Consider the following 14,111-nt stretch of genomic DNA (forward strand, 5'->3'; position numbering starts at 1 on the left):
GTATTTTCGGACGTTCGGTTTCCACTTCACCGATCCGAGGGGGACGCAGGGGCCGGTCGGCGGTCGGCCACGGCCCCGCGGACGCCCCGGACGACGAACGTCGCGCGCGCCGCGCCGTCGGGGCCGCCGACGCGCACGTCGACGGCGACGGCGACGAGGGCGGTGGTGTTCGCGCGGGTCTGGGTGACGACTCCGTCCGTGGTGAGACAGGCGCCGAACGCGCGGTGGGGGCCGCGCGGGCAGTGCTCGGCGGCCCATCGACGCGCCGCGCTGGCGTTGCGGGTCACCTCGACGGCCACGCCCCGCTCCGTCCCGGCGGATTCGACGGCGGCGACGGCCGGATCGAGTCGGTCGGTGGCGACCTCGACCGCCAGTCGGTGTTCGTCGGCCGCGGTCCCGTTCGACACCGCACCGGTCGTCTCGGCCACCGACCGTTCGAGGACGCGCTTGCTCTCGGTCAGCGTCGTCCGCTCGTCGGCGGTGGCGGCCACGTCGCCCGCGTAGCCGAGTTGGGCGTACGCCAGAAGCATCGGGACGAGCGCGGTGACGACGACGGTGGCCGCGAGCAGGACGAGCTGACCGCGCCGGCGGGTCATCCGTACCACACCCAGACGGTGACGGAGCCGTGGCGCGTCGGCACCGTCGTCGATTCGGCGGTCGCCCGCGGCGGTCGGGGGTAGCCGAGCGTCCCGTGGGGCGTGTGGACCCGGAAGGCGACGTCCGCGGGCAGGAGATCCACGATGCGCTCCCTGGTGTCGGGACGCGCGCGCTCGAACGACTCGGGCGAGCGGGCGAGCGCGACGAGCCGCGAGTCCCTGCCGTTCGGGGTCGGCTCCGAACCGAGGACCGTCGCGGTGTCACGGGCCAGGGCGTCGAGTCGCGGCTCCGCCGAGGGGTGGTCGGCCACGCCGACGGTGAATCCGGCGGCGATACCGACGACGAGGACGACCCCGATGGCGGCCTCGACGACCGACAGCGAGAGCTGTGCCCTAGGCATCGACGGTCACCGTGAGGATCCGCTCGTCGACGACGGGGCGCCGGTAGGTCACCTCGATCCGTCCGGTGGCGTTCGCTCCGGTGCCGACGCGGAGCGTGGTCGGCTCGTACCGCGAGAGCCGGACGGTCGCCGTGGTGTTCAGCCCCGCCCCGTCGTACAGGACGACGCGACCGTCCGCGCTGACGGACCGGACGGTGGTGTTCGGGCCGGGATCGAGCGTGACGTTCGCGCGGCCGACGCCCCGCGGGATCCGGACGGTCGACCGCCGGGTGAGGTTGGCCGGCGTCACGACGACCCCCGATCGATCGACGACGACGACCGAGCGTCGAACCGTCCAGCCGCCGCCCGGCGACCCGCGGGAGACGAGGGTCCGACCGCCGAGCGCGACCCGCACGTCCCCCTCGGTCGCGGGGGGCGCGAGTTCGGCCAGTCGGCTCGCGTTCAGGGTCTCGACGCGCGAGTCGTTGAGCGCGTTCGCCCGCACCGTGATCGGCGAGTCGGCGGCGGTCAGGCGGTCGGCGACCGCGGCCGCGGCGTGGCGCTCGACGGGGTCCCGGTCGGCGCCGGCGAGCGCCGAGTCGGCGAGGCTCACGCCGACGACCGTCGCCCCCGTCAGCAGGACGAGGGCGACGGCGAGGGCGAGCAGGTTGGTCTGCCCCCTCACGCGAGGATCACCCGGAGTCGGCCGTCGTCGCCGCGGATCCGGAGGACGGCCCGGTCGTCGCTCCGCCAGGAGCCCTCGACGGCGACGACCCGCGGGGGTACCGCGAGGCGGAGGCGCCCGGAGAGGGCGGGGTCGGGGTGATCGAGGACGAGCGAGCGGTTCTCGACCCGGAGTCGGTAGGCCGCGCGGTCGATGGCACCCGGCAGGTCGACGGTTCGGGTCACGTCGACCCCGCTGCTTGGCGGGGGGATCGACGCCTCGATGTGCGCGGCGGTCGAGGCGAGCGTCCGGTCGCTCACCTCGGCCGCCGTCGCGGTGCGGTACTCGGGGAGGACGCCGCCGTGGAGGACGGTCACCAGCGAGGTGATATAGAGGACGACGATCACGGCCTCCAGTCCTTTGCCGACGACGGGCGCGAAGCCGCGGTCCGTCACCGACCCACCTCCAGATCCAGGTCGTGGACGAAGACGTACACCTCGCGAACGTCGGGGAAGCGCACGACGACGCTCGGCACGCCGTCGTCGTCGTACGAGCGCCGGATCGTTGTCGCGCCCATGTCCTCGAAGTATCGCTCCCAGACCCCGGGCGTCCGGGTCTCGACCGCGAGGCCGAAGCCGCTCCCCGACAGGTGCCGGCGACTGTGGGTGACGTCCGTCCGCAGCGCCACCGTCCCCGTCCCGTCGACGGCGACGTCGCCGGCACCGAGGCGGGGGAGAGAGACGAACAGCGTCCGGTCGCGGAGCGACACCGGCGGCGGGGCGTGGACGCGGACGCCGGTCCCGGTGTCGAGGACGGTCGCACCGGCGACGTACCGGACCCGTCGGTCGCCGGCGGCGTAGACCAGGCCGCCGACGGCGTACTCGGTCGCGGGGTCGAGTCCGTCGAGGAGTCGGACCGACCGGTCGACCGTTCGGAGTCGTCCCTCCTGGAGGGTGAGGCGGGTTTCGTGTGGGCCGCTCCGCTCGGGGTCGAGGGCGTCGTCCATCGCCGTCGCGACGCTCCGTGCCTCGGCGGCGCTCGCGCTCTCGTCGACGACGGAGCCGACGGTGACGGTCAGCGCCGCGACGCTCACCACGGTGATCGCCAGGAGGACGGCCACGCCGATGGTGGCCGACTGGGCGCGGTCGGTCATATCATCCCCACCCCGGCGAAGACGAGATGACAGACGGTGACGAGGGCGCCGGAGTGAAGCAACGCCTCGTAGCGCCCGCGGCTGGCGGTGCCCGCGAACCAGCCCGAGGCGAGCATCGTCGCCTGCGTGACGACGTAGAGGCGGTAGCGCTCCCGTTCGAGGTCGATGGCCGAGCCCTCGATGACGTAGCCGCCGGCCCCGCGAACGGAGGCGAGCTGTTCGAAGCCGTCGAAGACGTGGATGCCGACGGCGACGGCGATGCCGACGACGAGCAGGGCCGTCGTCCACCCGACGGCGACGTACGCGAGCAGGTTGGCACGGAGTTCCCGCTTCTCGTGATAGAGGCGACCGATCTCGGTCTGGAGCGTATCGAAGACGGTCCCCGCGTCGCTGCCGGCGTCGAGAGCGCCCGTGACGAGCCCGACGGTCTGTTCGGCCAGCGGCGTGCCGACGCCGTCGACGAACCGATCGAGCGCCGCGGTGCGGACGTTCTCGTCGAGCCCCGTCTCCGGCGAGGTGAAACTCAGGTTGAGCGCCAGGTCGGCCACGTCGGGATCCAGCGGGCCGAAGTCGACGTCCCGGGCGACGAGTTCGACCGCCTCTGGGAACGGTCGGCCGAGGTTGACGTGGCCGGAGACGGCGTGGACGAAGTCCTTGATCTCGCGATCCTTGGCGTCGTCGAGGCGGGCGCGCCTGACGCCGACGACGCCGACCGGGAGGGCGTACGCGGCGTACCCGAGCAGGACGACGTCGGCGGGCGGGTAGCCCACGGTGTGGAGGGCCGCGAGGGCGCCGAGGGCCGGAACGGCGGCGACGACGGCGGCGCTCGCGGGGTTCAGGGGAGCGGACGCGAGCGTCGCGAGGACGCCGGACGGACGGCGGTAGTGGACGGTCTGGCCCGGCGGTCGGAGCCCGCCGACGACGATGCTCGCGCCGACGCCGAGGACGAGGACGAACGCGGCGCTGGTGTAGACGACGACGGCCCGGGGCGTGGTCGTCCCGAGCGGGGTCGAGAAGGGCTCGGAGAGCCCGGGCGAGATGATGGCGAGGACGGTGAGGACGATGACCAGAAGCGTCGGGAGGACGAGCAACACCATGAACACCTCCGAGAGGAGTTCGAGCAGGCCGGCGGCGCGCTGGCGGGCGCGGTCCTGCCGGTGGGCGAGCATCCGGCTCTCCATCCGGAGGTAGTTCGCGAGTTCGGCCTCGCCCTGCTGGGCGTGTTCGCTGAACTTCAGGAGGAAGGGGGCGAGCAGCTCCCGGGACGGCGTATCGCGGGCGATCCGTCGGAGCCCCTCGTGGAGGCTGCCGGTCAAGGAGGCGGTGTTCAGCACCTTGCGGATCGACACCGCCGTCTCGCCGTAGGGGTCGGTGGCTGCCACCTTCCGGAGCATCGCGCGGTGGCCGTCGCCGCCGGAGGAGAGGACGTGCAGGTACCGGACGGCGCCGGGGAGGGTGCGCTCGATGTCGTTCCGGCGCGCGCTCGCCAGCCAGCGGAGATACCACCCGCCGAGGCGGACGGTCGCGGCCTTGGCGAGGCCGCCGGCGACGAGGCCGACGGCGACCGCGAGGGCCGTCACGGGCGGAACCGGGAGGCTCACGCGAGCGAGCGGCAGCGCGTCGTCGACGGCCGCCGACACCGCGGTCGGCAGGGCGTCGCCGAACGCGACGCCGACCACGAGCGTCGGGAGGGTCGCCGCGAGCGCGGCGGCCCAGGACAGCCCGTACACCCGGGCGAGATACACGTCGAAGCTGAGTCGGAGGTCGGTTCCCCGGTAGCGCTTGCGGTCCCGGACGTGCCGTCGGTCGTCGGCGTGTCGCGCGAAGAGGGCATAGAGGACGCGGTCGAGGGTGGAGGCGTAGCCGGTCGGCCGGGCCGACGCCGGCGGCGTGGCCGTCGCTGCCGTCGCCTCGCCCCCGTCCGGCGCCGGCGCGGACGCGTCGGCGCCGGCAGAGCGTCGCTCCCGGCTCACGCGACTCCCCCCACCGAGCGGGCGGAATCGCCGGACGGACGGCCGGAGCGCGACCCTGTCGGCATGGGGCGAGGTGTCGCGGCATCGCATATAAACGTTGGACGGGCGTTCTCAGATTTGATTCGCGTCCGGCGGTCGGGTGCCGCCCGTCTCGCCGTCACCGCACCTGAGGGGGTTCGAGGGACGGTGGCCCCCACCGCAAGACGTAGATGCGTCCGCGTCGACGGCCCCGTATGTCGCTCACCAGTCGCGTCCGACCGCGGTCGACCGCCGGGGGAGCGCGGGCGTGAAGGGGGTCGTCCTCGCGGGCACGCGCTCGGGCGTCGGCAAGACCGTCGCCACCCTCGCGACGCTCCGGGCGCTCGCCGCCGAGGGCCTGACCGTCCAGCCCGCCAAGGCCGGCCCCGACTTCGTCGATCCGAGCCACCACGCGGCCGTCGCCGGCCGCCCCTCCCGCACGCTCGACGTGTGGCTCGAGGGCGTCGAGGGCGTCCGCCGCAACTACCACCGGGGCGAGGGCGACGTCTGCGTCGTCGAGGGGATGATGGGGCTGTACGACGGCGACGTCTCCAGCACCGCCGCCGTCGCCGAGGCGCTCGACCTGCCGGTCGTCCTCGTCGTCGACGCGTCGGCGGGGATGGAGAGCGTCGCCGCGACGGCGCTGGGGTTCGAACGCTACGCCGCCGCCGCGGACCGCGACGTCGACGTGGTGGGCGTCCTCGCCCAGCGGGCCCACGGCGGGCGCCACGCCGACGGGATCCGGAGTGCCCTGCCCGAGGGCCTCGACTACCTCGGCCGGATCCCGCCCGCGGAGGACCTGACGATCCCGGACCGCCACCTCGGCCTCCACATGGGTGACGAGGCGCCGCTGGACGGCGACGCCCTCGATACCGCCGCGGAGGCGGTGCGAACCGACCGGCTCCGTGCCCTCGCCCGCGCGCCGCCCCGTCCCGACCCGGTCGACGCCGGGGACCCGACCGGCGCGCGCGTCGCCGTCGCCCGCGGCGACGCCTTCCGGTTTTGCTACCCGGCGACGCTCGACCGCCTCCGGGAGCGGGCGACGGTGACGGCGTTCGCGCCGGCCGCGGGCGACGACCTGCCGGCCTGTGACGGCGTCTACCTCCCCGGCGGCTATCCCGAACTCCACGCCGCCGACCTGGCCGCGAGTCCGGCGCTCGCGGCGCTCGCGGACCGGGCGAGCGAGGGGCTCCCCGTCCTCGGCGAGTGCGGCGGGCTGATGGCGCTCTCGCGGTCGCTGACGACGGCCGCGGGCGAGACGCACGCGATGGCCGGCGTCCTCCCCGCGGACGTGCGGATGCACGACCGCCACCGGGCGCTTGATCACGTCGAACTCAGGGCGCGACGGGGGACGCTCACCGCCTCGGCGGGCGACCGACTCAGAGGCCACGAGTTCCACTACTCGTCGGCCGACGTCGACGCCGACGCCCGCTTCGCCTTCGACGTCGAGCGCGGCACGGGGATCGAGGGCGGTCGCGACGGCCTCACCGTCCACCGCACGCTCGGGACGTACTGTCACGTCCACGCCGAGAGCGGGGCGGTCGACGCCTTCCTCGACGCCTGTCAGCCCTCGTAGCGCCGCACCCGGAACGCGTCGTAGCCGCCGCCGTAGGCGAGTTCGAGCGCGCCGAGCCACCAGTTCCACCGCTCGGCGAGCGACGACCCCTCGGGCGCGTCGGCGAGTTCCGCGCGGACCGTCTCGACGGTGAGCGGCGACCCCCGGTCGGCGGCCAGCCGTCCGGAGTCGGCCAGGTCGCGGGCACAGCGGACCACCGCCCGGCGCTCCCCCGCGTCGGCGTCGAACGCGGCGGCGAGTTCGGCGTCGAGGCGCTCGGGGTCCACGCTACTCCCACCACGCGCTCCGGCGCTCCCGGTAGCTCGCGTCCCGGAAGGGCGGGGGCTTCTCCCCGTCGGCCTCCGCGCCGAAGGCGTGGGCCAGCCAGTAGCCGACGTGCCACCCCACCGCGTCGGTGTCGAGGCCGACGAGGGTGATCTCGACCCGCGTGTACGTCTCGATGGCGCCGTCGCCGTCGGGATCGGTGCCGTACGTGCTGACGCAGGACCCGCTCGACGCCCGGCAGGTCGCCGTCTCGCCGAAGCGAACCCTGATCTCCGCGTCCGCGGCGCCCGTCCGCTCGAAGGAGAGGTCGTCGGGCATCCCCGGGGCGCCCGCCTCGTAGTACGACAGCGCGTGGCCGACCTGTCGGTCGACGCCCGCCGGGTCGGAGGCGTTCTCGGCGTCGACGCGGACGGTGAACTCGCCGTCGGCCCACGGGAAGGCCCGTTCGGTCGCGTTCGGCTGGGGTTCGGTGTAGATGACCGACCGCGCCCGCATCACGTCCCGGGGGGCGTCGTCGTGGTCGAGGCCGAGCGTGTGCCCGAGTTCGTGTTTCGTCACGAGCGTCGTCGAGTCGTCGGAGAGACCGGTCTTCACCCACACCGTCTCCGGGCGGTCGACCATCCGGGCGTCGGTGAGTTTCGGGGCACACCCCACCGCGTCCGCCACGCCGCCGCAGTCGGGGAGGGTGTCGGTGAACGCGACTACGAGGTCCGGGTCCTCGGCGTCGGGGCGTACCTCGTACCGCACCTCGAAGCCGAGATACGCCCCGTCGTTCGCCTCCCAGAAGGCCGTCGCCTCGCGAACCAGCGAGTCGACGTCCCGGCCGGGTTCGCCCCCGTTGCGGACGGCGACGACGATGGGATCGCTCCCCCAGGGGTTCGCGCTCGGGGTGGCCGTCGCCGCCGGTGCCGTCGCCGTGGCCGTCGCGCCCGGCGTCGCCGTCGGGTCGGAGGCCGCCGGAACCGGCGTGTCGGTCGGCGCGGCCGCCGGATCGAACGGCGTCGTACACCCCGCGAGGAGCAACAGGCCGACGAGAACCAGCGTTCGGGCCGCCATACCACTCACTCGGAGACGGGCGGTCAAAAACCGTTTCCCCTCGGGACGGGAGGCTCCGTCGCCGACTCCGGCGTCAGGTCCGCCGCGTCGCCACGGCCAGCAGGGCGACGACGGCGACCAGCGATCCGAAGCCGGCGCCGCTCCCCTCGGTCGGTTCGGGGGTCGGCGTCGCCCCCGACGCGTCGGTTCCCGGCGCGCTCGGCGTGGCCGTACCGGTCGCGTCCGGTGACCGTCGGGGCGTCGCCGTCCCCGGCGTCGCCGTCGGCCCCGCCGTCGTTCGGGCCGTTCGATCCGCCGGGGCGATCACCGCGAACGTGGAGAACCCGGGCGTCTCGGCCGCGAGGACGACCGTCCCGCCGTCGGCGCTGACCACGTCCGTGTCGAGTCGCCGGAGGCCGTCGTCGCCGCGGTCGAACGCGACGACGCGGAGCGCCGCCGGATCGACGTTCGCGTCCTCGACCGCGGCGCTCGGGACGGCTATCTCGACGGTCGCGGGACGGCTCGCCGCCTCGTCCGGGACGGTCACGTCGACGGCCGCGAGGGTCCGCCCGTCCGGTTCGGGGGCCACGTCGGGGAGGCCGCCCACCGGCTCGACCGCCACGGTTCCGGTCGTCGGCCGGTCGAACGCCACGGTCACCCGGCGTGCGGTACCCCCGTACAGCGTCTGGCTCACGGAGCGCTCGCCGGCGAGGATGGTGCTCCCGACGCCACCCCCGCCGCCGCCCCCGTCGTCGCCGTCGTCGCCGGCGGCGGCGGGGGCGTCACCGATCACGAAGACGGAGAACCCCGGCGTCTCGAAGGTCAGCCGCACGCTGCTCCCGGTCACGCTCCGAACCTGCGTCGCGAGCGGCCGGTAGCCGCCCCCGTCGCCCGCGTACCGCCACACCCGCGTGTCGTTCGGGTCGACGACCGACTCCCGGTCGACGACGAGTTCGACCGTCGCGTTCGCGCCGCCAGTCGGCTCGGGGGCCGTGATCTCGACGTACGACGCCACGCGGTTCACGTCCACGCCGCCGGCGTCCGTCGCGTTCGGTACGCTCGACGGCTTCGACGACAGGTCGCTGACCGTCGCCGTGCCGCTTCGACTCGCCGCGTAGTCGATGCTCGCGTCGACGACGTCCGTCCCGCCGACGTCGAGCGTGCCGGTCGAGGTGCCGTCGACGGTCGTCCCGCCCTCGCCGCTCTCGGGGTCGCCGAGGATCGCCACCGGCCCGAAGGTCGTGAGGTTGGCCCCGACGGTATCGTCCGTCGAATCGAGCGTGCTCGTGGCCGTCTCGTACGACCCGGACCCCGCGTCGTAACGGGCCAGCGCGAGACTCGACTCCCGCAGTCCGAGCGTGTCGGTGGCGGCGTACTCGACGGTCACGTTGGCGAACGCGCCGGCGTCCAACCGAGTCAGTTTCCCGACAGTCCTGGCCCGCTTCCACCCGTCACCCGGGGACGGGGGCGTAGCCGTCCCCTCGAACGAGACGTTTTTCGCCTCGATGGCATCGAACGTCGTCGCTCCCACGGTGACGTTCGAGGCGTCGAGCGGCGCCGGCGACACCTCGAAGTCGTCGGTGGTCGGCTGCACGTTCAGCTCCGACCCGCCGTTCGCGGTCAGCGTCGTGTCGACGATCCGCGACCCGGTCTGCGGGCTGATGTCGATGCCGGCGTCCCCGTTGTCCCGTACCGTCGCGTTGGCGATCAGGAGCCCCCTGGCGCTTCGGTCCTCGAGGTACACGCCGTCGTCCGAGTTGTTCGCGACCGTGGCGTTCCGCAGGGTCGCGTCGAACCCGTCGTTGACGATCCTGATCCCGTCGGCGTTGTCCCGGGCGACGACGTCGGTCAGGGTGGCGTTTCGATCCTTGACCCTGAATCCGATCTGACTGTTGTTCCGGGCGACGACGTCGGTGAGGGTCGCGTTCGGGTTCCGCACGTTGAATCCCTCGGGGCTCCCCGTCGCCGTCACGTTCCGGAGCGTGATGTTCCGTTCGTCCACCCTGACGCCGGACTCGGAGCCGTCGCCGTTGTTCGACGCACGGCTGTCCGTCAGGACCGTTCCCTTCGAGACGAAGATTCCCGAGTCACCGTTGTCGGCGGCGGTGACGTTCGAGAGGGCGTTGTCCCCACTCTGGTCGTGCAGGCCGTAGTCGAGGTTGTTCCGGACGCTCACGTCGTCGACGGTCACGTTGCTGGCGTCGACCGCCAAACCGGTACCGCTACTTCCCTTCTGGGTGAGATTCCGGACGACGACGTTCGCCGCCTCGACGTCGAGACCGTTGCCCCGAACCGTCACGTTCCGGACGGTGGCGTTCTTTCCTTTCACGAAGATTCCCGAACCGACGAAGGTGTCCTTCGCGTTGTCCCGGACGATGCTGTCGACCAGCGTCCCCCCTTCGCCGAGTCTGATCCCGGTGCGACCGTGCCGGGTGATCGTCACGTTGTCGAACGTGTTGTTCACGTACCCCGTCGCGCTCACTCCGTAGTCGTCGTTGTTCGTGACGACCGCGTCCCGAACGGTCGTGTTGGCCGCCCTGATCTCTAGCCCGTCGCCGTTCCGCTTCGCGGTGACGTCGGTGATCGTCGCGCCGTCGGCGTCGGCCGTGACCTTGATGCCGTCCCCGTCGTTGTCGGTGGCGGTGAGGTGCCGGACCGTCTCCGGGATTTCCAGCCGGACGCCGTGTTCGCCGTTGTCGACGGCGGTGACGTTCGACAGCAGGACGCCGTCACCCTCGTCGGCGATGATCCCGTCCGCCGCGTTGTCTTCCACGGTCACGTTCCGCAGCGTCGCGTCCGTACTGGACACCTCCGACTCCCCGACCTCGAACCCTTCGGTGCTGCTGTTCGTGACCGTGACGTTCTCGTAGGTGTTGTTCCGGCCGGCTTCGAGGATCCCCTCGCCGCTCGTGGTGTCGTTCACCGTCACGTCCCGGATCGTGTGGTTCGCGCTGTTGATCTCGAGGCCGGTGTACTGGGCTTGCCGGATCGTCACGTCGGCGATGGTCGAGCCGTTCGATGTCCCCTGCGAGAGACCGACGTTCCCGCCCCGGATCGTCACGTTCCGTATCGTTCCGTTGGCGAAGTCGACCCCGTTGCTCGCGCTGTCGAGCGACTCGACGTTGCGGAGCGTCACGTCGTCGGCGTTCAGGCTGTCGATTCCGGTACCCGGGGAGTCGACGACGGTCAGGTCGGTGACCGTCGCCCCGTCGCTCGTCACGTCGACGGTGTCTCCCCTGCCGGCATCCCCGTCGAGCCGACTGTACCCGCCGTCGAGTGTGAGACCCGTCCTCGATCCGATGTCGACGCTCCCGTCGAACGTCCCGCCGCCGAGGACGACGGTGTCGTACGTCGCCGTCGCGTTGTCCAGCGCGAACTGAATGGCCGTCGCGCTGTCGGTGTACGAGACGTTGACGTCGGGCTTGCTCCCGGCGTAGGAGGCGTTGATCGTCCCCGAGGTGGCGTTGACCCGATACGTCGCGTTCGCGGTGCCGTCGCCGTCGGTCAGCGAGACGCTGAGCGTTCCGGGATCGGCCGTCGGCGCCGGGTTGCCGCCGGAACTGGCGGCGGCGGTCCCCCCGAACGCCCCGATGGCGCCGACGACGAGCAGGAGGGCCATCGCCACCGCCGTCAGGCGCGTCCGCCTCCCACCGGTCATCGGGGCGCGCCCCCGCTCGGCGATGATAGAAGCCTATCAAGATATACCACGCTGCTGTCCCCCGATTGCGTCTCCGACATGTCCGCCGCTCAGCAGTTCCGATACTAAAAAAGTGGTGTCGTCGACTCGCCGGCGGCCCGACGGGTGTCACTCCTCGGGGTCGACGTTCGCCAGCCGCATCGCGTTGCCCGTCACCGCGAGGCTCATCCCCATGTCGCCGACGACGACGGCGTGGATGACGCTCACGAGGCCGAGGGGCGCGCCGGCGGCGAGGACGAGTTTCACGCCCAGCGACGACCAGATGTTCGTCCTGATGACGCCGTTGGCCTTCCGGGAGAGGGCGACGAGGTAGGGGAGGCGCTTCAGGTCGTCGCCCATCAGCGCCACGTCGGCCGTCTCGATGGCGGTGTCGGTGCCCGCGGCGCCCATGGCGACCCCCACCGTCGCGGCCGCGAGCGCCGGGGCGTCGTTGACGCCGTCGCCCACCATCGCCACGCCGCCGGTCGTCCGGTTCCAGGGGAGGCGCACGTCGGCTTCGGCGGCCGCCGCCTCGGAGTCCGCGGCGAACTCGCGGATCGCCGCCACCTTCTCGTCGGGCAGGAGGTCCGCGCGCACCTCGTCGATCCCCACCTGGTCGGCGATGGCGCGGGCCGTCCGCTCGTTGTCGCCGGTCAGCATGACGACCCGCTGGATCCCCAGGTCGTGCAGGCGGTCGACGGTCCGCGCGGCCTCCGGGCGGACGGTGTCAGCGACGGCGACGATCCCCTCCAGTCGCTCGTCGGTCCCCACGAGGACGACGGTCTTGCCCTCGGCCTGCAGGCGGGGCACCACGTCGTTCACCAGGTCGAGGTAGGTCCCGTGGTCGCAGGGCTCGGGGTCGACGTCCTCGCCGACGGCCATCCCGCCGTCGGTCTCGACGTGGGCGTGTTCGAGGTCGAACCCGAGGTCCTCGAACAGCGCCGGCTTGCCCGCGTAGTGGGTGACGCCGTCGAGGTCCGCGCGGACGCCCTCGCCGGTGATGGACGCGAAGTCGTCGACCGCTCGATCCGTCACCCCCCGCTCGTCGGCGTGGTCGACGATGGCCGTCGCGATGGGGTGTTCGCTCCGCCGCTCCAGCGACGCCGCACACCGGAGGACGTCCGCCTCGCTCGTGCCGTTCAGCGTCACCACGTCCGTGACGCCGAGTTCGCCCGTCGTGATCGTCCCCGTCTTGTCGAGGGCGACGGTGTCCACCTCGCCCATCGCCTCCAGTCGGTCGCCGCCCTTGATGAGGACGCCGTTGCGCGCGGCGCTCGTGATGCCCGAGACGACGCTCACGGGCGTGCTGATGACGAACGCACAGGGGCAGGCGACGACCAGGAGCGTCAGGCCGCGCGTGAACCACGTCTCGAAGGGGGCGCCGACGAGGAGGGGCGGGCCGAGCGTCGTCGCGACCGCCAGCGCCACCACCGCCGGCGTGTAGTAGGACGCGAACCGGTCGACGAACCGCTCCCGCTCGGACTTGTCGCGTTCGGCGTCCTCGACGAGTTCGATGACCGTCGCCAGCGTGGACTCGCCGGCCGGCGCCGTCGCCTCGACCTCCAGATACCCCTCCTCGACGATGCTGCCGGCGTACACCTCGTCGCCCGCCGCGACGTCGACGGGGACGCTCTCGCCCGTGATCGGCGACTCGTCGACGGCGCTCGACCCCTCGCGGACGACGCCGTCGACGGGCACCCGATCGCCGGGGCGGACCACCACCACGTCGCCGACGGCCACCTCGTCGACGGGGACCGTCTCCTCCTCGCCCCCGGCGGCGTCCGTCCCCCCGCGTCGCACCGTCGCCGTGTCGGGCGAGAGGTCCATCAACTCCGACATCGACGACCGGGCGCGGTCCATCGAGTAGCGCTCGAGGAGTTCCGACACCGAGAACAGCACCGCGAGCGTCGCCGCCTCGAAGGGCAGGTCGACCGCGATGGCGCCCACCACCCCCGCGCTCATCAGGAAGTCGATGTCGAGGCTGCGGGTGCGCGCCGAGTACCACCCGTTCCGCAGGATGGCCTGACCCGCCACCGCCGCGGCGAGGACGTAGCACACCCAGTCGACGGTGATCGTCCGCCCGAGCGCCGTCGCCAGGGTCGCGTTCGCGCCTGTGAGGGCGTACTCGAAGGCGACGCCGAGGAGGAGGGCCACGGCGCCGACGCCGGTCTTCAGCGCCCGCCGACTCCGCCAGACGGAGTCGCCCTCGGCCTCGCCGTCGGCCACCTCGTAGCCCGCGTTCTCGATCGCCGCCACCACGTCCCCCCGACTCGCCCGGCCGGGGTCGTAGGTCACCTCGACCCGGCCCGACGCCGGCCGGGTGTCGTACTCGACGACGCCGTCGAGCGCCGACAGCGCCGACTCGACCGTGCCCGCACACGACGCACAGTCCATCGAGGGCACCGCGAACGTCTCCGTCTCCGCCTCCGCGACGGCGTAGCCCGCCGCCTCGACGCGCTCCCGGATCGCCTCGACCGTCGTCTCCGGGCCGTAGCCGACGACCAGCGTCCCGGACGCCGGACGGGCGTCGACCGACCGCACGCCCGGGAGCGTCCGGACGCTCCGCTCGACCTTGCCCGCACACGAGGCGCAGTCCATCGCCGGCACCGACAGACGCAGGGTCGCGTCGCCCGCCGGATCGTCGCCGGCCGTCGTCGCCGGTCCGCGGTCGCCGCCACCCCCGTCGGCGTCACACTCGTCGCTCATCGGGCGGCCCTAGCCGCCGATTCCCTATTAATCCTCCTGCCAAAAATAGGGGTTTGAGACAAAAATATTG

Annotated in this window: 11 protein-coding genes; 1 reads left to right on the forward strand and 10 read right to left on the reverse strand. The window is 72.9% G+C overall.

All coding sequences use genetic code 11. The annotated features are described in order from the left end of the window. Nucleotides 1-26: 26 nt before the first annotated feature. From NBT67_RS09245 to NBT67_RS09270, 6 genes are read right to left on the reverse strand one after another with little or no spacing between them, the layout of a single operon-like run. A complete protein-coding gene (locus NBT67_RS09245; protein ID WP_251341431.1) occupies nucleotides 27-596 on the reverse strand; it encodes a DUF7261 family protein in 570 nt (189 codons plus the stop codon). Continuing rightward, complete coding sequence (locus NBT67_RS09250; RefSeq protein ID WP_251341432.1) at nucleotides 593-997, reverse strand: DUF7262 family protein; 405 nt, start codon at nucleotides 995-997, stop codon at nucleotides 593-595. Before NBT67_RS09250 ends, NBT67_RS09245 begins: the two co-directional genes overlap by 4 nt. After that, on the reverse strand, nucleotides 990-1,661 hold the full coding sequence (locus NBT67_RS09255) for a DUF7263 family protein (protein ID WP_251341433.1): 672 nt from the start codon (nucleotides 1,659-1,661) through the stop codon (nucleotides 990-992). Before NBT67_RS09255 ends, NBT67_RS09250 begins: the two co-directional genes overlap by 8 nt. Next, the gene (locus tag NBT67_RS09260; RefSeq protein ID WP_251341434.1) at nucleotides 1,658-2,095 is read right to left on the reverse strand and encodes a DUF7266 family protein; all 438 of its coding nucleotides are present in this window, start codon (nucleotides 2,093-2,095) and stop codon (nucleotides 1,658-1,660) included. Before NBT67_RS09260 ends, NBT67_RS09255 begins: the two co-directional genes overlap by 4 nt. After that, nucleotides 2,092-2,793: a DUF7289 family protein gene (locus NBT67_RS09265; RefSeq protein WP_251341435.1), complete on the reverse strand. Its 702-nt coding sequence runs from the start codon at nucleotides 2,791-2,793 to the stop codon at nucleotides 2,092-2,094. Before NBT67_RS09265 ends, NBT67_RS09260 begins: the two co-directional genes overlap by 4 nt. Then, entirely contained in the window at nucleotides 2,790-4,766 is a 1,977-nt protein-coding gene (locus NBT67_RS09270) for a type II secretion system F family protein (RefSeq protein ID WP_251341436.1), read from the reverse strand. The genes NBT67_RS09265 and NBT67_RS09270 overlap by 4 nt, the downstream gene beginning before the upstream one ends. 286 nt (nucleotides 4,767-5,052) lie before the next feature. Here NBT67_RS09270 and NBT67_RS09275 point away from each other — a divergent pair, with 286 nt between their 5' ends. Beyond that, a complete protein-coding gene (locus NBT67_RS09275; RefSeq protein WP_251341437.1) occupies nucleotides 5,053-6,360 on the forward strand; it encodes a cobyrinic acid a,c-diamide synthase in 1,308 nt (435 codons plus the stop codon). On the opposite strand, the gene NBT67_RS09280 is transcribed toward NBT67_RS09275, so the two are convergent. From NBT67_RS09280 to NBT67_RS09295, 4 genes are all read right to left on the reverse strand, one after another. Continuing rightward, nucleotides 6,348-6,626: a WNWW family protein gene (locus NBT67_RS09280; protein WP_251341438.1), complete on the reverse strand. Its 279-nt coding sequence runs from the start codon at nucleotides 6,624-6,626 to the stop codon at nucleotides 6,348-6,350. The two genes, NBT67_RS09275 and NBT67_RS09280, sit on opposite strands and share 13 nt — an antisense overlap. A gap of 1 nt (nucleotide 6,627) precedes the next feature. Then, entirely contained in the window at nucleotides 6,628-7,680 is a 1,053-nt protein-coding gene (locus tag NBT67_RS09285) for a M12 family metallo-peptidase (RefSeq protein ID WP_251341439.1), read from the reverse strand. Nucleotides 7,681-7,753: 73 nt separating this feature from the next. Continuing rightward, nucleotides 7,754-11,317, reverse strand: coding sequence for a right-handed parallel beta-helix repeat-containing protein (locus NBT67_RS09290; protein WP_251341440.1), 3,564 nt, complete (start codon nucleotides 11,315-11,317; stop codon nucleotides 7,754-7,756). Nucleotides 11,318-11,464: 147 nt separating this feature from the next. Then, nucleotides 11,465-14,041: a heavy metal translocating P-type ATPase gene (locus tag NBT67_RS09295; protein ID WP_251341441.1), complete on the reverse strand. Its 2,577-nt coding sequence runs from the start codon at nucleotides 14,039-14,041 to the stop codon at nucleotides 11,465-11,467. Nucleotides 14,042-14,111: the final 70 nt, after the last annotated feature.

The organism is Haloplanus sp. GDY1 (assembly GCF_023703775.1).
Classification (GTDB): domain Archaea; phylum Halobacteriota; class Halobacteria; order Halobacteriales; family Haloferacaceae; genus Haloplanus; species Haloplanus halophilus.